The sequence below is a fragment of the Croceicoccus estronivorus genome (genome assembly GCF_001625325.1).
Lineage (GTDB): Bacteria > Pseudomonadota > Alphaproteobacteria > Sphingomonadales > Sphingomonadaceae > Caenibius > Caenibius estronivorus.
In genome coordinates this window covers 250,878-271,762 of sequence record NZ_JRQQ01000002.1, presented here as the reverse complement: position 1 = coordinate 271,762, position 20,885 = coordinate 250,878, and the positions used below count along the sequence as shown (strand labels likewise).

The 20,885-nt window shown below is 56.3% G+C and carries 20 protein-coding genes; 11 read left to right on the top strand and 9 right to left on the bottom strand.

The annotated features are described in order from the left end of the window. Nucleotides 1-8 precede the first annotated feature (8 nt). From MB02_RS04545 to MB02_RS04515, 7 genes are all read left to right on the top strand, one after another. Entirely contained in the window at nucleotides 9-272 is a 264-nt protein-coding gene (locus MB02_RS04545) for an exodeoxyribonuclease VII small subunit (protein ID WP_067533175.1), read from the top strand. Further along, a complete protein-coding gene (locus MB02_RS04540; protein WP_067533171.1) occupies nucleotides 272-1,183 on the top strand; it encodes a polyprenyl synthetase family protein in 912 nt (303 codons plus the stop codon). Before MB02_RS04545 ends, MB02_RS04540 begins: the two co-directional genes overlap by 1 nt. After that, nucleotides 1,183-1,695 carry a pantetheine-phosphate adenylyltransferase gene (coaD, locus tag MB02_RS04535; protein ID WP_067533167.1) on the top strand — a complete coding sequence of 171 codons (513 nt, stop codon included), beginning with the start codon at nucleotides 1,183-1,185 and terminating at the stop codon, nucleotides 1,693-1,695. Before MB02_RS04540 ends, coaD begins: the two co-directional genes overlap by 1 nt. A gap of 104 nt (nucleotides 1,696-1,799) precedes the next feature. Then, entirely contained in the window at nucleotides 1,800-2,480 is a 681-nt protein-coding gene (locus MB02_RS04530; protein ID WP_067534108.1) for a peptidylprolyl isomerase, read from the top strand. Nucleotides 2,481-2,521: 41 nt separating this feature from the next. Further along, nucleotides 2,522-3,553: a tRNA preQ1(34) S-adenosylmethionine ribosyltransferase-isomerase QueA gene (gene queA / locus MB02_RS04525; RefSeq protein WP_067533163.1), complete on the top strand. Its 1,032-nt coding sequence runs from the start codon at nucleotides 2,522-2,524 to the stop codon at nucleotides 3,551-3,553. Between the two features lie 39 nt (nucleotides 3,554-3,592). Further along, on the top strand, nucleotides 3,593-4,531 hold the full coding sequence (locus tag MB02_RS04520; protein WP_067533161.1) for an ABC transporter ATP-binding protein: 939 nt from the start codon (nucleotides 3,593-3,595) through the stop codon (nucleotides 4,529-4,531). Then, on the top strand, nucleotides 4,528-5,292 hold the full coding sequence (locus MB02_RS04515) for an ABC transporter permease (RefSeq protein ID WP_067533158.1): 765 nt from the start codon (nucleotides 4,528-4,530) through the stop codon (nucleotides 5,290-5,292). Before MB02_RS04520 ends, MB02_RS04515 begins: the two co-directional genes overlap by 4 nt. Here the strand turns inward: MB02_RS04515 and MB02_RS04510 are convergent, their stop codons facing one another. After that, on the bottom strand, nucleotides 5,293-6,051 hold the full coding sequence (locus MB02_RS04510) for a TSUP family transporter (RefSeq protein WP_067533155.1): 759 nt from the start codon (nucleotides 6,049-6,051) through the stop codon (nucleotides 5,293-5,295). Between the two features lie 62 nt (nucleotides 6,052-6,113). On the opposite strand from MB02_RS04510, the gene tgt reads away from it, so the two are divergent. Next, nucleotides 6,114-7,238, top strand: coding sequence for a tRNA guanosine(34) transglycosylase Tgt (tgt, locus tag MB02_RS04505; RefSeq protein ID WP_067533152.1), 1,125 nt, complete (start codon nucleotides 6,114-6,116; stop codon nucleotides 7,236-7,238). Between the two features lie 90 nt (nucleotides 7,239-7,328). Here tgt and rpsD read toward each other — a convergent pair whose 3' ends face one another. The 8 genes from rpsD to MB02_RS04465 form a co-directional block, all read right to left on the bottom strand. Further along, the gene (gene rpsD / locus MB02_RS04500) at nucleotides 7,329-7,943 is read right to left on the bottom strand and encodes a 30S ribosomal protein S4 (protein ID WP_067533149.1); all 615 of its coding nucleotides are present in this window, start codon (nucleotides 7,941-7,943) and stop codon (nucleotides 7,329-7,331) included. A gap of 176 nt (nucleotides 7,944-8,119) precedes the next feature. Further along, complete coding sequence (locus MB02_RS04495) at nucleotides 8,120-8,872, bottom strand: RNA methyltransferase (protein WP_170304628.1); 753 nt, start codon at nucleotides 8,870-8,872, stop codon at nucleotides 8,120-8,122. Then, nucleotides 8,856-9,347 carry a transcriptional regulator NrdR gene (gene nrdR, locus MB02_RS04490; RefSeq protein WP_067533146.1) on the bottom strand — a complete coding sequence of 164 codons (492 nt, stop codon included), beginning with the start codon at nucleotides 9,345-9,347 and terminating at the stop codon, nucleotides 8,856-8,858. Before nrdR ends, MB02_RS04495 begins: the two co-directional genes overlap by 17 nt. Before the next feature lie 19 nt (nucleotides 9,348-9,366). Next, a complete protein-coding gene (gene glyA / locus MB02_RS04485; RefSeq protein WP_067533143.1) occupies nucleotides 9,367-10,677 on the bottom strand; it encodes a serine hydroxymethyltransferase in 1,311 nt (436 codons plus the stop codon). 3 nt (nucleotides 10,678-10,680) lie between these two features. After that, entirely contained in the window at nucleotides 10,681-11,124 is a 444-nt protein-coding gene (gene rpiB, locus MB02_RS04480; protein ID WP_067533140.1) for a ribose 5-phosphate isomerase B, read from the bottom strand. 132 nt (nucleotides 11,125-11,256) lie between these two features. Then, nucleotides 11,257-13,257 (bottom strand): RNA polymerase sigma factor RpoD, encoded by a 2,001-nt coding sequence (rpoD, locus tag MB02_RS04475; RefSeq protein ID WP_067533137.1) that lies wholly within the window; start codon nucleotides 13,255-13,257, stop codon nucleotides 11,257-11,259. 8 nt (nucleotides 13,258-13,265) lie between these two features. Beyond that, nucleotides 13,266-15,161 (bottom strand): DNA primase, encoded by a 1,896-nt coding sequence (gene dnaG, locus MB02_RS04470; protein ID WP_067533133.1) that lies wholly within the window; start codon nucleotides 15,159-15,161, stop codon nucleotides 13,266-13,268. 15 nt (nucleotides 15,162-15,176) lie between these two features. Next, nucleotides 15,177-15,629: a GatB/YqeY domain-containing protein gene (locus MB02_RS04465; RefSeq protein ID WP_067533130.1), complete on the bottom strand. Its 453-nt coding sequence runs from the start codon at nucleotides 15,627-15,629 to the stop codon at nucleotides 15,177-15,179. Nucleotides 15,630-15,790: 161 nt separating this feature from the next. On the opposite strand from MB02_RS04465, the gene carA reads away from it, so the two are divergent. The 3 genes from carA (at nucleotide 15,791) to greA (ending at nucleotide 20,879) form a co-directional block, all read left to right on the top strand. Then, nucleotides 15,791-16,975, top strand: a complete 1,185-nt coding sequence (gene carA, locus MB02_RS04460; RefSeq protein ID WP_067533127.1) for a glutamine-hydrolyzing carbamoyl-phosphate synthase small subunit — start codon at nucleotides 15,791-15,793, stop codon at nucleotides 16,973-16,975. Beyond that, nucleotides 16,975-20,298 (top strand): carbamoyl-phosphate synthase large subunit, encoded by a 3,324-nt coding sequence (gene carB / locus MB02_RS04455; protein WP_067533124.1) that lies wholly within the window; start codon nucleotides 16,975-16,977, stop codon nucleotides 20,296-20,298. The genes carA and carB overlap by 1 nt, the downstream gene beginning before the upstream one ends. A 113-nt stretch (nucleotides 20,299-20,411) precedes the next feature. Beyond that, nucleotides 20,412-20,879 (top strand): transcription elongation factor GreA, encoded by a 468-nt coding sequence (gene greA / locus MB02_RS04450; RefSeq protein ID WP_067533121.1) that lies wholly within the window; start codon nucleotides 20,412-20,414, stop codon nucleotides 20,877-20,879. The last annotated feature ends 6 nt before the right edge of the window (nucleotides 20,880-20,885 follow it).

The following is a 20,885-nucleotide window of genomic DNA, read 5'->3' as shown; positions in this document are numbered from 1 at the left end:
TTCAAAGCATGGCGCAGCAAGCCCCCGATATTTCGCAATTGAGCTTCGAGGACGCGCTCCGCGCGCTCGAAGACGTGGTTCGCAAGCTCGAAAGCGGTGAAGTGCCGCTCGACGAATCGATAGATCTTTATGAGCGAGGAGAAGCCTTGCGCATGCATTGCCAGAAGCGCCTCGATGCAGCTCAGGCAAGAATCGAGAAGATCGTGGCGGGGCCTGATGGAAAGGCGAAAGGGACTGAACCTTTCGATCCCGATGGCCGGACAGGTGTCTGATGACTGACACGACCTCGGTTGGTCTCGACCTTTTGACGGAAAACCTCGAACGGATTGCCAGCGAGATCGACACATTGTTCGATTCGCTCATGCCCGTTCCGGATGACAAGCATGCGCGTCTGGTTGATGCCATGCGTTATGCCGCCATTGGCGGTGGCAAGCGTGTCCGCCCGCTACTGCTTGTCGCAACTGCGGAAATGTATGGCGTGCATAGAGACTCAGCCTTGCGTGCGGCGTGCGCGGCAGAGGCGATTCACGTCTACTCGTTGATCCATGACGATCTGCCTTGCATGGACGACGACGACGTACGGCATGGCAAACCGACCGTGCACAAGGCGTTCGACGAGGCGACAGCTGTGCTTGCAGGCGATTCGCTCCATGCACTGGCTTTTTCGATCCTGTCCGATTCAAAGACGAGCGGGGATCCCTTTGTTCGTTCCGAACTGGTTCAGACCCTGGCAATGGCAAGCGGATCAAATGGGATGGCTGGGGGGCAGATGATCGACATGCTGGCCGGGGTCGAAAACTTCGATCTGCATACAATTACTCGTCTGCAGCAGCTGAAGACCGGGGCTTTGCTGGGGGCGGCAGTGGAAATGGGGGCTATTCTGGGGCATGTCCCGCCGGATGGGCGCGTGCATTTGCGTGCCTACGCGCGAGACTTGGGGCTGGCTTTCCAGATTGCGGACGATTTGCTCGATCACGAAGGTGATGAGGAGAAGGCTGGAAAGGCGTTGCGTAAGGATAATGCGCAGGGCAAGCAGACTTTCGTTTCGCTGCTTGGGGCAGATCGTGCGCGAGAGCAGGCGAAAATCCTGGTGAAGCAGGCAGTCGAACATCTGGTCAGCCACGGCGAAGAGGGAGAACTGCTTCGGGTGCTGGCACGTTATATCGTCGAGAGGGAATATTAATGAGCGAACGGGTGGGGGTTTATCCGGGGACGTTCGATCCCATTACGCTGGGTCATGCAGACATCATCAGGCGCGGCGCCAAGCTCGTTGATCGTCTGATTATCGGCGTAACGACCAATCCATCTAAAAATCCGATGTTTACGCCGCGTGAGCGCATGTCGATGGTCGAGCGGGAAGTGGCGGCGCTCGGAATCGATAATGTGGATGTGATCGGGTTTAATGCGCTGCTGATGAAATTCGCAGAAAAGCAGGGCGCCAGCGTCATTGTCAGGGGGCTGAGAGCGGTTGCTGATTTCGAATATGAATACCAGATGGCGGGTATGAACCAGCAACTCAACTCTGGAATTGAAACGGTTTTCCTCATGGCTGATGTCAGTTTGCAGCCGATTGCCTCCAAACTGGTCAAGGAAATTGCATTGTTCGGCGGAGATATTTCACCCTTCGTCAGTCAACCAGTTCGGGACGAAGTGGTCGCCCGTGTGGCAGAGCGCGGCCAGCTTGGCGAGTACTGAGCTCGTTATCGTTCATTGCACCGACAGTCGCTGCTGGCTAAACGGCGCGGCGGCGGTCCATCCACCGGGTTGTTCGTGAGCCCCCAAGATTGTTCGAGAAAAAAATGTCGAAAGCCCTTATTTCTACCATACTGGCCCTTTCCCTCAGCCTTGCTCCGGGATTGGCAAGTGCCAAGGACAAGAAGGATGAAGAAGCGGCACCGGCACGTGTCTATGCGCCGGTCGACTACAACCTGAATGACGATCTCGAGAATATTCTTTTGCTCGACTTGTCGACGGGACAGCGTGTGGCGATCCGCCTGATGCCGGATTGGGCCCCTCACCATGTCGAGCGGATCAAGCAACTGACCCGTGATGGTTTTTATGATGGCGTGATTTTCCACCGTGTAATCGACGGATTCATGGCCCAGACCGGAGACCCGACGGGGACAGGTCGCGGTGGTTCGGAATATCCTGACATTGCGCAGGAATTCAATGATATGCCGCATGTACGTGGCACGGTTTCCATGGCGCGTGCGTCGTCTGATGACAGCGCCAACAGCCAGTTCTTCATCGTTTTCTATCCGCGTTTTGCGCTTGATCACCGCTACACGAATTTCGGGCGTGTAATTGCCAACATGCAGGCGGTTGACCAAGTTCAACGTGGCGAGCCACCTCAGAACCCAACCAAGATACTGCAGGCATCCATCGCGGCAGATCACAAGGCCCCACCTGTGATCGCTCCTCCTGCTCCTGCCGGGGAACAGATTACCGCCGAGATGCTGAACAAGTCGAAAGCGCAGTAAGCAAGCTTCCCAAGTGCTCTGCATTTGCCTAGGCGCGCTCCATGCGCGTTGATCTGTTTGATTTCGTCCTTCCACCCGAACGGATTGCTCTGCGGCCTGTCCGGCCGCGGGATTCGGCGCGAATGCTGGTGGTCGAAGGACGGGAAAGTCCGCTGGCGGATCGGGTCGTGAATGAACTGCCGGAGCTTCTTCGTGCGGGCGATGTTCTGGTCTTCAACGATACCAAGGTAATACCCGGGCAACTCGAAGGGCGACGTGGTGAGGCGCGGATCGGCGCGACCTTGCATAAAAGAGTCGATCTCAGGCGCTGGCAGGCTTTTATCCGCAACGCCAAGCGGCTTCGCATGGGCGATGTCATTATGTTTCCACGGGATGTCTCTGCCATTGCAGAAGAACGCCATGGAGATGGCAGTTGGACATTGGCGTTCCAGGGAAACGAGCCAGTCGAGGTGCTGCTCGAAAGGGCGGGTACCATGCCATTACCGCCTTACATTGCAGGCAAGCGCCCAACCGATGCGTCCGACCGGGAAGATTATCAAACGATTTTCGCGCGTGAGGAAGGAGCTGTCGCGGCACCTACGGCCGCGCTCCACTTTACGCCTGAATTGCTGGCTGCGCTAAATCAGGCAGGCGTTGGAACGGAAACCCTTACCTTGCATGTCGGAGCAGGCACCTTTCTTCCGGTCAAGGCGGACGATACCACAGAACATCGGATGCATTCGGAATGGGGGCGTATCGATCAGGATACCGCCAATCGTCTCAATAGTGTGCGCCAGAGTGGAGGGCGGTTGATTGCTGTTGGCACGACTTCGTTGCGTCTTCTCGAAAGCGCGGCTGATGAGAACGGGGTGATCGCTCCCTTTGTCGGCGATACCGATATCTTCATAACGCCGGGCTATCACTTTCGCGCGATCGATGGATTGATGACCAATTTCCATTTGCCGAAATCGACCCTCTTCATGCTGGTCAGCGCGCTGATGGGGCTGGAACGGATGCACGCAGCCTATGCCCACGCAGTTCGTGATGCCTACCGTTTCTACAGTTATGGCGATGCAAGTTTGCTGATCCCCTAGGCAGTTGCAATACTGGCAAGAATCGCCAATGAGCCGGGTATGGAGCCTATTCTCGACATCAGAGGGCTGACCAAGACCTACAGTGGGGGGCTGAAGGCTCTCGACGCAGTGGATCTGGAAGTCCGCAGAGGTGAAATCTTCGCACTGCTGGGGCCGAATGGGGCCGGCAAAACAACGCTGATTGGGGCTGTCTGTGGCATGGTTCGCCCCACATCCGGTTCGATCCGCGCGTTTGGCCTCGATTTGAAAAGCGATTGGCGGGAGATCCGCCAGCGTATCGGGCTGGTGCCGCAAGAACTGGGCTTCGATATATTCGATACCGTTGATCGGCAGATCCGTTATTCCCGCGGGTTGTTCGGTCGTGCATCTGATGACGGGCGAATTACGGAAATTCTGCGCTCCCTTCAGTTGCTGGACAAACGGCATGATCAGATCCGCAAGCTTTCCGGCGGAATGAAGCGGCGTGTGCTGATCGCCAAAGCGCTGAGCCACGATCCGGACCTGCTGTTTCTCGATGAGCCGACAGCTGGTGTCGATGTTGAATTGCGCCGGGATATGTGGCGGCTGATTGATCAGCTACGCGACCAGGGTGTCACTATCATTCTGACCACGCACTACATCGAAGAAGCGGAGGAAATGGCCGACCGCGTGGGCATAATCGACAAGGGGAGGATTCTGCTTGTCGACGATAAGGATGCGATCATGGCCCGCTTGGGGCGCACCGAAGCACGTTTCGTACTGGAACGACCGCAGCAATCCATTCCGGAAGCACTGCAATCTTATCATGTTTCTTTGCACGATGAGGGCAAAGTTCTAGTTTATCGCGGTGGCGACGGGATGGGCAAGGGCAAGGCGGAAATCGCTGCGATTGCTCGCATTCTGATAGAGCACGGAATTATCTTTAGCGCGCTGGACCAAAAGGAATCGAGCCTGGAAGATATCTTTGTTGAATTGATGGAAGAGCAGGCTGCAGGATGATCAATTTGCGCGGCACCTGGGCCATTTACAAACAAGAAGTTTCGCGTGCCTGGCGTGCGATCTTTGGCACGATCGTGTCACCAGTTCTGACGACGAGCCTTTATTTTGTCGTCTTTGGTTCTGCCATCGGTGGCCAGATGCAGGCCGTTGGCGGGGTCAACTATGGTGCTTTCATCGTTCCTGGTCTGCTCATGTTGACCTTGCTTAGCGAAAGCACGTCCAACGCCAGTTTCGGCATCTATATGCCGCGCTTCACTGGCTCGATATATGAGCTGTTATCAGCTCCTGTCGGTGTGGCAGAGACCTTGATCGGTTTCGTCGGGGCAGCGGCGACGAAGAGCCTGATCCTGGCCGCAATCATTCTTGCGACGGCAACGATATTTGTCGATTATTCCATAGCTCACCCGATCTTGGCGGTTTGCTACATCATGTTGGTGGCAGCATCTTTCTCGTTGCTGGGGTTTATTCTCGGCATATGGGCGGAAGGCTTCGAGAAGCTGCAGATGATCCCGATGCTGGTGTTGATGCCGCTCACATTTCTGGGTGGTACCTTCTATTCCATAGATATGCTTGATGAACCATGGCGGTCGGTCGCGCTGTTTAACCCCATAGTCTATTTGGTGAATGGCTTGCGCTGGACGTTCTATGGCTCTTCCGATGTGAACATTCTTGTTTCGGCAGGATCGACCGTCGCATTTCTTGTGATTTGCATTGGGGTAATTGCGGTGATTTTCAAAACAGGTTGGCGTCTGCGCAGCTGATCAACCTGCAAAATAGCCCCAGATAAGGCGTGCGGTGAGCGCGAGGGAAATCACCACCAGCAGGGGACGTATTAGCTGTGCGCCATAGCGGATCGCGCTGTGTGAGCCGAGCCAGCTTCCTGCCATGGTGCCCAATGCCATACAGAGCCCGAGTGTCCAGATGACTTTGCCACCCAGGGCGAACATCGCAAGGCTGCCGATATTGCTGCTGATGTTGAACAGTTTCGATAACGCGGTTGCTCGTGTCAGCCCCATGCCGCGCAATGCCACCAGCGACGTCGTCAAAAAACTGCCTGTACCTGGCCCGAAGAAGCCATCGTAAAAGCCGATTCCGCCAGCCACAGGCATATAACCCTTTCGGGACAATACATGATGCCTGTCCGAATCGTCCATGCGAGGGGAGAGGAGGACATAGCCTGCGCACAGGACAAGCAGGATTGGCACGACCAGTTGCAGCACGCTGCTATCGAGCGCTTGCACAGTAAGGGAACCGATGGCGGCGGCAGCGACGACACATATCGCCGTGCCGAGATTGGGGCGTATCTCCAGCAAGCCCTTTCCATGGTATGTTCGCGCCGCCATGGACACGCCGAATACAGATTGCAGCTTGTTAGTGCCGAGTGCCAGATGAGGTGGCAGCCCGGCAGACAGTAAGGCAGGCATGGTAAGCAATCCGCCACCCCCGGCCACCGCATCGATAAAGCCTGACACAACGCAAGTCGCGGTTAGCGCGACATAGACCCACAGTTCTAGTTCCAAGACAGTTCCTGAATTTCGCTTCCGATTGCCGAGGCGAGAGAGAGCCCCTATGCGCCAGCCCAATGACCAGATTTGCTTTCACCATAGAAGCTCGCGATGGCAAGGCCCGAAAAGGGCGGATCACCATGGAACGGGGCGAAATTCGCACTCCTGCGTTCATGCCGGTTGGAACGGCGGCAACTGTCAAGGCAATGAAGCCCGAGGATGTGCGACGTACTGGTGCCGATATCATCCTGGGCAATACATATCACCTGATGCTGCGCCCAAGTGCGGAGCGGGTGGCGCGTTTGGGCGGGCTGCACAAGTTCATGAATTGGGACCGCCCCATTTTGACCGACAGCGGCGGCTATCAGGTGATGAGCCTTTCCGCGCTGCGCAAGATTACGGAAGAGGGGGTTCGGTTCTCGAGCCATCTGGATGGATCGAAGCATGTTTTGACACCGGAACGGTCCATGGAAATTCAGCGTCTGTTGGGCTCTGATATTGTGATGGCCTTCGACGAATGTCCGCGTGCCGATGAACCGCGCGAGGTAATTGCGCGTTCGATGGAAATGTCCATGCGCTGGGCCAAACGCAGCAGGGATGGATTTAATTCTGGCGAAGCACACGCCGCAAGATCGGCGTTGTTCGGCATCCAGCAGGGGGCGTTGGACGAAGATCTGCGTCTGCAGAGCGCGCAAGCGTTACAAGATATTGGATTCGACGGTTATGCTATTGGAGGACTGGCCGTTGGGGAGGGCCAGGAAGCAATGTTCAGGACGCTGGATTTTGCGCCTGGGCAGCTACCTGATGGCAAGCCGCGCTATTTGATGGGGGTCGGGAAGCCTGATGATCTAGTTGGTGCAGTCGAGCGTGGGGTCGACATGTTCGACTGCGTCTTGCCAAGTCGTTCAGGCCGCAACGGGCAGGCTTTCACCTGGAACGGGCCGGTGAATATCCGCAATGCAAAACATGCTGAGGATATGGAGCCTTTGGATTCGCGATGTACCTGCTCGACATGCCGACACTACAGCCGTGCCTATCTCCATCACTTGGTGAAATCGAAGGAGATTCTTGGTGCGATGCTAATGACGGAGCACAATTTGTCATTTTATCAGCAGCTAATGCAGGCCATGCGCGACGCGATAGAGGGGCAGAGCTTTGGTGCCTTCGCAGCTGCTTTTCGCCGGGGTTATCTGGGCGAGTAGCATATCGGATAGTTTTGTTTCAGACATACCCAAACAAAAAAGGCGGCCCGAGGGACCGCCTTTTTTGTGATCGGCAAGTTGCCGTACAAATTAGCGCGAATAGAATTCGACAACCAGGTTCGGTTCCATCTTCACCGGGTAAGGAACTTCATCCAACGAAGGAACGCGTACGAAGGTGACTTTGTCGTTGCCATCGGGAGCGACATATTCAGGAATATCACGTTCCGGCAGACTCTGTGCTTCGATGATCAATGCCATATCCTTGGCCTTGTCACCCAGGCTGACGACGTCGCCAGGAAGGATCTTGCGGCTTGCAATGTTGCACTTCACGCCGTTGACGCGGATGTGGCCGTGGGAAACGATCTGACGGGCGGAGAAGATGGTCGGAGCGAACTTCGCACGATAGACCACCATATCAAGACGCTGCTCAAGCAGACCGATAAGGTTCTGACCCGTATCGCCCTTCATGCTCGCGGCCTGCTGGTAGGTACGCTTGAACTGCTTTTCCGTAACATCGCCATAGTAGCCCTTCAGCTTCTGCTTGGCGCGGAGCTGGATGCCGTAGTCGGACAGTTTGCCCTTGCGACGCTGCCCGTGCTGGCCAGGGCCGTAGCTGCGGCGATTGACCGAGCTTTTGGGACGACCCCAGATGTTTTCACCCAGACGGCGGTCAATTTTATACTTCGATGCCTTACGCTTCGACATGGTGCTTCTCCAATTTGCGTCCGCTGCCCCTGTGGCAACGTTTTAACCCGGTATCGCACCGTCCGGCCTGTTGCCGGACGCGGCCACCGCTTCACCGAGGTGCGGGGCCAATCGGGTGTGCCAGCAAGTGCCGGATCCGAAGTGAAGGCGCGCCCCTAGCAGGAATGGGCGTCAGGTCAAGACTCGGGAGCATCGTTGCGTGGTTCGCGACCCAACGCGCTGAGCACTCCGCGCATGGTTCGTACTTCGAGATGATTCCAGCGGGGCTTGGTCAACATGTTCCGCAGCGTGCGAGCCGTCGTCGCGGCTCGGGCTTCGGGCAGGAAATAACCTCTGGGCTCAAGCAAGCTGGTAAAATGATCGATCAGCCCATCCAATTCCTCCTGCGGGGCAGGGGGTAATTCCTCATCAATCGTGGGCTGCACAAGTGTCTGGTGCTTTGACCATTCGTAAGCACAGAGAATGACGGCCTGTGCGAGGTTGAGCGATGCAAATTCCGGATTGATCGGTACAGTAATGATCGCGCGGGCAACAGCCACATCATCTGTTTCCAGCCCGGAGCGTTCCGGCCCGAACAGGATTGCGTGCCGACCGGAAAGTGTTGTGATGTCTTGTGCCGCCTTTTCCGGTGTGAGTACCGGCTTGGTTACGCCTCGTTTGCGAACTGTCGTGGCATAGACATGCTCACAATCGGAAACTGCCTGGCCAACACTGTCGAAGACCTGCGCTTGTTCCAGCACGATATCCGCACCTGAAGCCGCTGGTCCGGCAGAAGGGTTGGGCCAGCCATCGCGGGGACTGACAAGCCGCAGTTCGGATAGACCGAAATTGAGCATTGCCCGGGCTGCCTTGCCGATATTCTCACCAAGTTGGGGTCGGACAAGAACGATTATGGGCCGGTTCGTGCTGGCTTTAGCCTTTTGAGGCATCCCGCCCACTCATTTCCTGAAGGGAGCTTGCGAATTCCTCAAAATCCCTGGCTTCGCTGAAATCCCGATAGACGCTGGCAAAGCGGATATAGGCCACGCTGTCGAGTTGCTGGAGCCCCTCCATGACCATCTCGCCAATCCGGGCAGACTCTATTTCACTTTCACCCAGGGTTTCAATCTGGCGCTGAATGCCGGAAACCAGTTGATCCAATCTTTCCTGTGCGATGCCACGCTTTCGGCAGGCGAGAGCAACCGATTGCTCAATCTTCGATCGGTTAAAGGGCTCCCTGCGGCTGACGTCGCCACTCGCACCGCTCTTGAGGACCATGACATCACGCAATTGGACGCGTTCAAATGTCGTAAAACGTGCGCCACAGCGTTCGCATTGCCGCCGACGACGAATTGCAGTGTTGTCCTCTGTCGGCCGTGAATCCTTCACCTGGCTGTCGTCATGGGCACAAAAGGGGCAGCGCATGGATCGGCTCGGCTACCGCTTATATGCCCGGATAAACGGGAAAGGATTCGCAAAGGGCCTCGACCTGAGAACGGACACGTTCTTCCACCTGGCCATCACCTTCCTCACCATTCCGAGCAAGACCTTCTACCACTTCGGCGATCAGTGCACCGATTTTGCGGAATTCATCCGTGCCGAAGCCACGGGTGGTGCCTGCCGGCGTCCCAAGGCGCACACCCGAAGTGACGAAGGGGCTACGGGTGTCGAATGGAATGCCATTCTTGTTGCACGTCAGCCATGCGCGATCGAGGCCCTTTTCTGCGGCCTTACCAGTCACGTCCTTGGCTGTGAGATCGACGAGCATGAGATGATTGTCAGTCCCGCCGGAGACAATGCGTAACCCTTGTTCTTCCAGGCTGCTCGCGAGCGCACGGGCGTTTTCGACCACACGATTGGCATAGACTTTGAAATCGGGCCGCAGAGCTTCCCCGAACGCCACAGCCTTCGCCGCAACGACATGCATCAGGGGGCCGCCTTGCATGCCGGGAAAGACTGCCGAATTGATCTTCTTGGCGATCGCCTCATCATTGGTCAGGATGATCCCTGAACGCGGCCCTCGCAAACTCTTGTGAGTGGTGCTGGTTACTATATGGGCGTGCGGCACCGGCGAGGGGTGAGCGCCCCCGGCAACCAGGCCGGAGAAGTGGGACATATCAACGAGCAGATAGGCACCTACTTCATCCGCAATTTCGCGGAAACGCTTGAAATCCCAAATGCGTGAATAAGCTGTCCCCCCAGCGATGATCAGCTTGGGCTTGTTTTGCCGTGCAATGCTCGCGACTTCGTCCATGTCGATCAGTTCATTGTCCTCACGTACCCCGTAAGGAACCGGATTGAACCACTTGCCTGACATGTTGACGGGGGAGCCGTGGGTTAAATGTCCCCCGGCATTCAGGTTGAGCCCCATGAAAGTGTCGCCCGGCTGAAGCAGGGCGAGAAACACGGCCTGATTCATCTGGCTGCCTGAATTGGGCTGCACGTTGGCGAATTCACAACCGAACAGCTTCTTGGCCCGTTCGATTGCCAATGTTTCGACCACATCGGCGTAATCGCATCCGCCATAATAGCGCTTGCCGGGATAGCCTTCGGCGTATTTGTTGGTGAAAACGGAGCCTGTCGCTTCGAGCACCGCACGGCTCGCGATATTTTCAGAAGCAATCAGTTCGATTTTGTTGCGCTGCCGCTTCAATTCGTTTGCCACCGCTTCGGCGATTTCGGGATCAGCCTGTGCAAGCGTATCGTTCCAGAAGCGGTTCATTGGGTCGGCAGTCTGAATAGGGGCAGTGCTCATGGTTCAATTCCCGATCGCGGGGTTGGACAGTTTGTCGACGCGGCCAGCATGTCGGCCGCCGCCGAATTCCGTGGAAAGAAAGGCATCGAGGCATGCTTTCGCCATATCGACACCCGTCAAACGTGCGCCCAACGCAATTGCGTTGGCGTTGTTGTGCTCGCGCGCCAGCGAAGCCGACAAAGGTTCTGAAACCAGTGCGCAGCGGAGTTTGGGATTACGGTTGACTGCAATCGAAATCCCTATGCCCGAACCGCATAGGGCGACGCCGAATTCTGCTGTGCCGTCGGCTACGACAGACGCAAGTTTATAGCCGTAATCAGGATAATCGACCCGATCAGCCGTTTCCGGGCCGAGATCGGCTACTTCGTGACCCTGCTGGATCAGGTATTCGCGCAGTTCGGCCTTGAGGTCGACGGCGGCGTGGTCGGAAGCGATGGCGATGCGCATAGTGTGTCGTCAACTGCTCTGGGGATTCGATGTGGATGTCCCCTTAGGCCCAGTCGTCCCAGGATGCCACCCTGCAATCAGGATGGTTCCCGGAACTCTGGGCTTACCGTTCGTGCATTGGGTTTGCGTGAACTATTGATCGAGGAAAGAGCGCATCTTGCGGCTTCGGCTTGGATGCTTGAGCTTGCGCAGAGCCTTCGCCTCAATCTGACGGATACGTTCGCGAGTAACGGAGAACTGCTGCCCCACTTCCTCAAGCGTATGATCGGTATTCATGCCGATACCGAAGCGCATACGCAGGACACGTTCCTCACGTGGCGTGAGAGACGCCAGCACGCGGGTTACCGTTTCCTTGAGATTAGCCTGGATTGCCGCATCGACCGGAATGATCGCGTTCTTGTCCTCGATGAAGTCGCCGAGATGTGAATCTTCCTCATCACCGATAGGCGTTTCGAGCGAGATCGGTTCCTTGGCGATCTTCATCACCTTGCGAACCTTCTCAAGCGGCATTGAAAGCCGTTCGGCCATCTCTTCGGGAGTAGGTTCACGGCCCTGTTCATGAAGGAACTGACGGCTCGTTCTGACGAGTTTGTTGATCGTTTCGATCATGTGAACAGGAATACGAATGGTGCGCGCCTGATCGGCGATTGAGCGCGTGATAGCTTGGCGAATCCACCATGTCGCATAAGTGCTGAACTTGTAGCCGCGCCGATACTCGAATTTATCAACGGCCTTCATCAAGCCGATGTTCCCTTCCTGGATAAGGTCGAGAAACTGCAAGCCGCGGTTGGTGTATTTTTTGGCGATTGAAATAACGAGACGGAGGTTCGCCTCGACCATTTCCTTCTTTGCAATGCGGGCTTCGCGCTCACCCTTCTGAACCATATTCACGATTCGGCGAAATTCGCTCAGGCTCATGCCTGTGTTGGCAGCAATATCGGCGATTTCCGCACGAATGCGCTCAACCGGTTCCGCTTCGTTTTCGACGAATGCGGCCCACTTCTTGTCCCTTTTCGCGTGGCTTTGCAGCCAGCCATCATCCAGCTCGTGGCCGATGTAACATTCAAGAAAGTCCTTGCGAGGGACTTTATGCCGCTCGGCCAGGCGAAGCATCTGGCCGCCCAAGGCGGTCAGCCGACGATTGAACGCGTAGAGATTGTCTACCAGGAATTCGATCTTGGTCGCGTGGAACTGGACGCTTTCGACCTCGGCGGTGAGATCTTCGCGCAGTTGCTCGTAAAGTTTCTCTTTTGCAGCAGGAAAATCATCCCCGCGACCCAATGCATCGACCCGCTCGGCCTGTATTTTTTCGAATTTCTTGAAGAGCTTGGTAATCCGGTCAAATTTTTCGAGCGCTTCGGGTTTAAGCGCGGCTTCCATTTGAGCGAGGGAGAGAGTGTTGTCGTCCTCATCCTCTTCCTCGCGACGACGTGAACTGCCTTCGCCGTTCTCGTCTTCGGAATCGTCTTCCTCTTCTTCCAGGTCGTCATCGTCCTTGTACGACGGACCCGCGGTCTCTTCGCTGATCTCGCCGTTGCCGTCTTCTTCCTCTTCCATCTTCTCGACGGGAGGTTCCTTGGAAAGCATGGCGTCGAGATCGAGAATCTCGCGCAGCTGCATTTCCTCGTTGTTGAGGGCTTCGGACCAATGGATGATGGCGTGAAACGTAATCGGGCTTTCGCACAGGCCCATGATCATCGTGTCACGACCGGCCTCGATCCGCTTGGCGATGGCAATTTCGCCTTCCCGGCTGAGAAGTTCCACTGCCCCCATTTCACGCAGATACATGCGTACGGGGTCGTCAGTGCGCTCAATCGTTTCCTTTTTCTTCGGCGTTTCGGTGACGAGCTTTGGTGCGTCATCGTTGGCATCGATTTCGTCGACGCCCGAATCATCGTCCTGACCTTCGGCATCTTCGTCGCTTTCGACGATATTCACGCCCATTTCGGAGATGGCCGACATGATGTCTTCGATCTGTTCGGAAGACATCTGATCTTGAGGCAGAGCTTCGTTAAGTTCGTCAACCGTGACAAAACCACGCCGTTTTGCGCGAGCAATCAGTTTCTTGATCGACGCCTCGTTGAGATCGATCAGAGGTGCATCGTTGCTTTCGGTGTTTGCTTCGGACGCCATAAGCTATTTCAGTCCATTCCCTGTTCGCCCTGCGCTGGGTGGACAGCAGCAGGCGATGAATCTTCCTGTGTCGACCCGGCGACGCGTTGCCGGGCCAATTGCCTCAACCGCTCTTCCAATGCCAGCTTTCTTTGGCGCAAGCGCTGCTGCTCGGCAATGGCGCCTTCCGGATCGATCTCGAACCGCGCCGTCGCAGCCGCCAATGCGGCTTCGATAGCGGGCCGTTCGACCAGCATGGCGACGGCTTCGGCTAAGTCCTCGCGGGCAGACTGCGGATTCTGATCTTCCATCAGGAAGGAATAGCGTCGAGCTTGATCCGGCGGCGTGGCAAGGCTTTCCAAACTCTTTATGGGAACAGCTGCTCGATTTTCAAGCGTTTCGGCATGATCAAGCAAGATGTTGATCGCCTGCGTCGTTTCAGCATCGGTTGTCTCAAATGCCGCCAGGGCTTCGGCGTGACGGTGGATCTGGTCAGGAAAGCGCGCAAGCCCTGCGATTACTGCACTGGCGAGATTGTCTCGGCCACCACCTTGCACAAGCCCCCGGAGCAGTTTTGCCGAATGTCCCGAGAGTCTCTCAGGAGTGGGACGGGCGAATTTTCTGTGAGGGGTAAAAGGAGCACGTGGCGGATATGCGAAAGCAGAAAAGCGATCGAGCAATTCGCGCCGGTATAATGCCTTTATGTCCGGATGTTCGATCACTTCCACATGTTCGAGCAAACGCGCTTTCAGGCCAGCCTTGTCTTCTGGCGTGTTGAGCGGCTTCGCTTCACGCTCATGTTCCCACAGCGTGTCGAGGAGACTGGAGGGGTTTGCCAACAAGCCCTCCATCGCCGTGCTGCCCTTCGCCTTGATCAGATCGTCCGGGTCCTGCCCGGCAGGCAAGCGCACAATGGCAAGCGAATATCCAGGCCGGAGCAGGGGAAGGGCGCGTGTAACGGCTCGCATTGCAGCGCGTTGGCCTGCCGTGTCGCCGTCAAAGCAGAGAAGCGGGACTTCCACCAGCCGCCACAACATCTCTATCTGCCGTTCGGTCAGAGCAGTACCGAGAGGTGCCACTGCATCTTCAATACCGGCGGCTGCCAGTGCGATAACGTCCATATAGCCTTCGACGACCACGATACGGTGACTGTGGCGGGAGGCTGGGCCGGCTCGGTGAAGATTGTAAAGCGTGCGTCCCTTGTCAAACAGCGGAGTATCCGGGGAATTAAGATACTTGGGTGCGCTGTCGTTTCCCGATGGCTGTTGGGAAGGAAGGATGCGTCCCCCAAACGCGATCACACGTCCACGCGCATCCTGAATGGGAAGCATCAGGCGATCGCGGAATCGGTCATAAGGTTCTTTGCCTTCGACAGCGATTCGAAGCCCTCCTTCCAAGAGCATCGCTTCGTCAAACCGGCCGAGAGCATCCAAAAGTGCGATTCGACTCCCTGGGGCATACCCAAAGCCGAAGCGTTGAATAGTGCGGGCGTCAAAACCACGCTCCATGAGGTATTTTCGGGCCGCAGCCCCCCGTGGTTCGGCAAGATTGTTTACAAACCAGTCCTGAGCGGCCTGCATGACATCATGCAGGCCCGCACGCTGCTCGGCACGTTTCGCCTCACGTGGGTCCGGCTGAGGAACTTCCAGCCCTGCTTCCGACGCTAGTTCCTTCACTGCATCCATGAAAGACAGTCCGCGCTGGTCGGTCATCCAGCGGATGACGTCGCCATGGGCGCCACAGCCAAAGCAGTGATAAAAGCCCTTTTCGTCGTTGACCGTGAAACTGGGTGTCTTCTCATTATGGAATGGACAACAAGCTTTCCATTCCCGCCCGGCGCGCAGAAGTTTGGTCGTCCGCCCGATGACGCTGGAAAGCGTGATCCGGGCGCGGAGTTCATCCAGCCATTGTGGAGAAAGCGCCACCTGCTCCTGTCTTACTCAGCCGAAGCTGGCTTTTACGAGACTGGAGGCCCTGCCGAAATCCATCTGGCCTGCGTAGCGCGCCTTCAATTCACCCATCACTTTGCCCATGTCTTTGATCGATTCGGCGCTCAGCTCTGTCTTGATCTCTCCGATCGCGGCTTTCATCTGATCTTCGGACATCTGTTGCGGCAGAAATTCTTCAATGACCGCAAGCTCTCCCTTCTCCTGATCGGCAAGTTCCTGCCGACCGCCATCCTCATACATCGCGATGGATTCGCGGCGTTGTTTGGCCATTTTCTGGAGGACTTCTCCAATTATAGCATCATCGTCGCCAGTGGCACTGGAGGTGCGCAACTCAATGTCCCGATCCTTGATCTTGGCCAGGATCAGGCGGATAGCTGCCAGACGATCCTTTTCGCGAGCCTTCATGGCATCTTTTTGGGCTTGCGTGATCGAATCGCGGAGCATCGGAAAAACTTTCCTCTCAATAATTTAAGGATCCGCCCGGTGGGCATGAGTATCTTAGCCGATATATTTGTTTGCCGATAGCTTGACCCAGGGCCCAGCCACGTCTAGCCGGTGGGCCTTAGCGCACATCGCCAAAACCTCTTACTGACGGAGCAGCCCCTATGGCCGACGCCGCCTCTTTGCACGTGCCCCTACCCGATGGGGCGACGGGCGTTCTCGTGCTCGCTGACGGAACTGTGATTTGGGGGAAGGGCTTCGGCGCCACCGGCAATGCAGTGGGCGAGGTTTGCTTTAACACTTCGATGACCGGGTATCAGGAAGTGATGACCGACCCATCGTATGCATCACAGATCGTCGCGTTCACTTTCCCGCATATCGGGAATGTCGGGACCAACGACGAAGATGTCGAATCTCACGTCGAAGGGGCTGTGGGTTGCATAGTGCGCGAGGAAGTCACTCCGCCGTCCAATTTTCGCGCGGAACGAACGTTTGGCGATTGGATGGCCGATAACGGCAAGATCGGTCTTTCCGGCATCGATACCAGAGCGCTGACACGGCGCATCCGCTTGGCAGGTGCGCCTAACGCTGTGATCGCTCATGATCCTGAAGGACGCTTCGACATTCCGGCCTTGCTGCGGCAGGCCCAGGATTGGCCCGGCCTTGTTGGGATGGATCTTGCCAAAGTGGTCAGCCGCAAAGGTGAGGAAGGCTGGAGTGGCGGTGCGTGGACATTAGGCCAAGGCTATTCCCTCGGTGAGAGTGAAGGCCGTCCCCATGTGGTCGCACTCGATTTCGGGGCCAAGGACAATATTTTCCGCAATCTGGTGAAAGCAGGGGCCAAGGTTACCGTGCTTCCCGGAAATGCGTCTCTGGAGCAGGTATTGGCCTGTAAGCCGGACGGAGTGTTTCTCTCCAATGGTCCGGGCGACCCGGCAGCGACCGGGGAATATGCGGTGCCCGTTATAAAGGGGCTGCTGGACCGGGACATCCCTCTGTTCGGGATATGCCTCGGCCATCAGATGCTGGCGCTTGCCGCAGGGGCCAAGACTTCCAAGATGCATCAAGGGCATCGTGGGGCGAACCATCCTGTCAAGCGAGTGGGCGGCAATTGGGGGCCCACTGAAGGACTGGTTGAGATCACCAGCATGAACCATGGGTTCGCGGTTGATAATGCGACGTTGCCCGATAATATCGAGGAAACGCATGTTTCCTTGTTCGATGGCTCCAATTGCGGAATTGCAATCAAGGGTAAGAATGCGTTCGGCGTGCAATATCACCCGGAGGCTTCGCCTGGTCCGCAAGATAGCTTCTACCTTTTTCAGAAATTCGTGGGATCGCTCGGCTAATGCCAAAACGCACAGACATCTCCTCGATCCTCGTCATTGGCGCTGGCCCGATCATCATCGGCCAGGCCTGCGAGTTTGACTACTCCGGCACACAAGCGATCAAGGCGCTGAAAGAGGAGGGCTACCGTGTGGTCCTCGTCAACTCTAACCCAGCGACGATCATGACCGATCCGGAGACTGCGGACGCGACGTACGTAGAGCCGATTACGCCGGATGTGGTTGCGAAGATCATAGAGAAAGAACGGCCTGACGCCTTGCTCCCGACGATGGGCGGGCAGACGGCGCTTAATTGTGCGCTCGATCTCGAACGCATGGGAGTGCTGGAGAAATTCGGCGTGACCATGATCGGGGCCAATGCCGACGCAATCGATAAAGCTGAAGATCGGCAGCGTTTCCGTGAAGCGATGGACAAGATTGGCCTGGAATCCGCGCGTAGCGGTGTGGCGCATACGTTGGACGAAGCTTTCGCTGTGTTGGAGAACACAGGCCTGCCTTCAATCATCCGCCCAAGCTTCACGCTCGGCGGTACTGGCGGTGGTATTGCCTATAATAAGGCAGAATTCGAAAAGATTGTGCGGGAAGGGCTCGATGCCAGCCCCACGACTGAAGTGTTGATCGAAGAGAGCCTGCTGGGCTGGAAAGAATATGAAATGGAAGTCGTGCGCGACAAGCACGACAATGCGATTATCATCTGTTCGATTGAAAATGTCGATCCGATGGGCGTGCATACGGGCGATTCCATCACCGTTGCCCCGGCACTGACTTTAACTGATAAAGAATACCAGATCATGCGCTCCGCGAGCATTGCCGTGCTGCGGGAGATCGGAGTTGAAACAGGCGGATCCAACGTTCAGTTCGCGGTCAATCCGGATGATGGTCGCCTGATCGTGATCGAGATGAATCCCCGTGTGTCACGTAGTTCGGCGCTGGCATCGAAAGCCACCGGCTTCCCGATCGCGCGGGTCGCGGCCAAGCTCGCTGTTGGCTACACTTTGGACGAGATCACTAATGAGATCACAGGGGCGACTCCAGCCAGTTTCGAACCGACCATTGACTATGTCGTCACCAAAATTCCGCGTTTCACGTTCGAGAAATTCAAAGGCGCCAAGGTAGAGCTTTCCACGGCCATGAAGTCGGTCGGCGAAGTCATGGCTATTGGCCGGAATTTCAAGGAAAGCATGCAGAAGGCTCTTCGCGGGCTTGAAACCGGGTTGGACGGTTTCAATCGCGTTGTTGAGCTTGAGGGGGCCGGGAAAGAAGCCGTCACTGCTGCGCTTTCAGTGCGCGCACCGGATCGTATTCTGAAAATTGCGCAGGCTTTCCGTGAAGGCTTCACCGTGGACGAGGTCCACGCGATCACTGCGTATGATAAGTGGTTCCTGCGCCATATCGAGGAAATCATTTCCGAAGAGACACAGATTTCGGAGCATGGCTTGCCCACAGACGCAGCAGGAATGCGTCGCGTGAAGGCCATGGGCTTTTCTGACAAGCGCCTTGCCACTTTAGCTGTCCGCTCCGTCCATGTCGCTGGTGGGCTGGGTGAGACACAGGCCAAGCGTTCGGGCCTGCTGCACGATGCGATCCGCGCCATGGCTGGTGCGACCAGTGAGGAAGAAGTGCGCGAGTTGCGCCACAAACTCGGCGTCTACCCGGTATTCAAGCGGATCGACAGTTGTGCCGCCGAATTCGAAGCAATTACGCCCTATATGTATTCGACTTATGAGGCGCCTAGCTTTGGTGAACCGGAAGATGAGGCGATGCCAACGGATCGCCGCAAGGTTGTGATCCTGGGCGGGGGGCCGAACCGGATCGGGCAGGGCATCGAGTTCGATTATTGCTGTTGCCATGCCTGCTTTGCGCTTGACGAAGCAGGGTTCGAAACAATCATGATCAATTGCAATCCGGAAACTGTCTCGACCGATTACGACACTTCGGATCGCCTTTATTTCGAGCCGCTGACGGCTGAAGACGTGCTTGAAATTCTGCGGGTTGAGCAGAGCAAAGGCGAGTTGGTAGGCGTTATCGTGCAATTTGGAGGCCAAACTCCACTCAAATTGGCCCAGCCGCTGGAAGATGCCGGGATTCCGATCCTTGGTACATCGCCTGATGCGATCGACTTGGCTGAAGATCGGGAACGTTTCTCCGCGCTCGTCGAAAAGCTTGGTCTCAAACAGCCGGCTAACGGGATTGCTCGGAGTCGGGATGAAGCCGCAGCTGTGGCCGCACGGATCGGTTACCCCGTTTTGCTGCGTCCATCTTATGTCCTGGGCGGCCGGGCGATGGAAATCGTCGACTCGGAAGCCCAACTTGACGATTACATTGCGACTGCAGTCAACGTGTCAGGCGACAGCCCTGTTTTGATCGACCAATATTTGAGGGACGCGATCGAATGCGATGTCGATGCCCTTTGTGATGGCGAACAGGTCGTAGTTGCAGGTGTAATGCAGCACATCGAAGAAGCGGGAGTTCATTCGGGCGATAGCGCTTGCACTCTTCCGCCTTACAGTTTGACAGATGAGATCGTGGCAGAGATGGAGCGTCAGGCCGATGCCCTCGCTCGGGGTCTCAATGTCCGTGGCCTTATGAATGTGCAGTTCGCGATTAAAGATGGCGAAGTCTATCTGATCGAAGTTAATCCTCGCGCGAGTCGTACCGTACCATTTGTCGCCAAGGCTGTGGGTAGCCCTGTCGCAAAGATTGCTGCGCGTGTAATGGCCGGTGAAGCCTTGTCTTCCCTGCCGCCGATCCGGCGCGAGGTGGATTACATGGCAGTCAAGGAAGCCGTGTTTCCCTTTACCCGTTTCCCTGGCACTGATCCGGTGCTGTCACCGGAAATGAAATCAACCGGGGAAGTCATGGGCATTGATCGCGATTTCCCGATGGCTTTTCTCAAAGCGCAGATGGGGGCTGGTCTCCGGCTTCCGGAAAAGGGTGTGCTTTTCGTTTCCGTTAAGGACAGCGACAAACCGGTGATCTTGCCGGCTGTGAAGGAGATGATCGAGAATGGGTTCAAGGTCATTGCGACTGGCGGGACCCACGACTATCTGATCAAGGCCGGTCTATCGGTTGAGCAGGTGAACAAGGTTCTGGAAGGGCGGCCGCATGTGGTCGACAAGATTATCGACGGTGACGTTGCGATAATCTTCAATACCACGGAAGGTTGGCAGAGCCTGAAAGATTCGCAATCGATCCGTGCATCGGCTCTGGAAAACAAGGTGCCTTATTTCACCACCGCAGCTGCATCCGTGGCCGTGGCAAAGGCGATTACGGCTGCCAAAACAAGCGAACTTGAAGTACGCTCACTTCAGGATTATTACGCCTAAGACACCAGCGTCTTCCCGACATCAGGATTGGATTGCTACCGTTTCTCCGCATGGTGCGTGAAATGGCGGGGGTCCTATTGACCGGAAGACCTTAACGGAGTGGGGTAGTTCTTATGGAAAAGGTGCCGATGCTGGCGGAAGGCTATGAGAAGCTGACTGCCGATCTTAAGGCCCTGAGGGAAGAACGGCCGCGTATCGTCGATGCGATCGAGGAGGCGCGTGCTCATGGTGACCTTTCGGAAAATGCCGAATATCATGCGGCAAAAGAACGGCAAGGTCAGGTCGAGGCGCAGATTTCCGATCTGGAAGATCGCGTCAGCCGGGCTCAGATTATCGACCCCACAACGCTGTCGGGTGACAAGGTCGTGTTCGGTGCGACTGTGACCCTTTTGGACGATGATGATAAACCAGTGCGTTATCAGATCGTCGGTCAGACTGAAGCTGACGCCAAGGTGGGAAGAATTTCTTATAATTCGCCGCTTGGCAAGGCGCTGATCGGGCGCAAGGTAGGTGACGAAATTGAAGTTACCGTGCCCTCGGGTGAACGCTTTTATCTTGTCGACAAGATTGAATTCATCTGAATATCA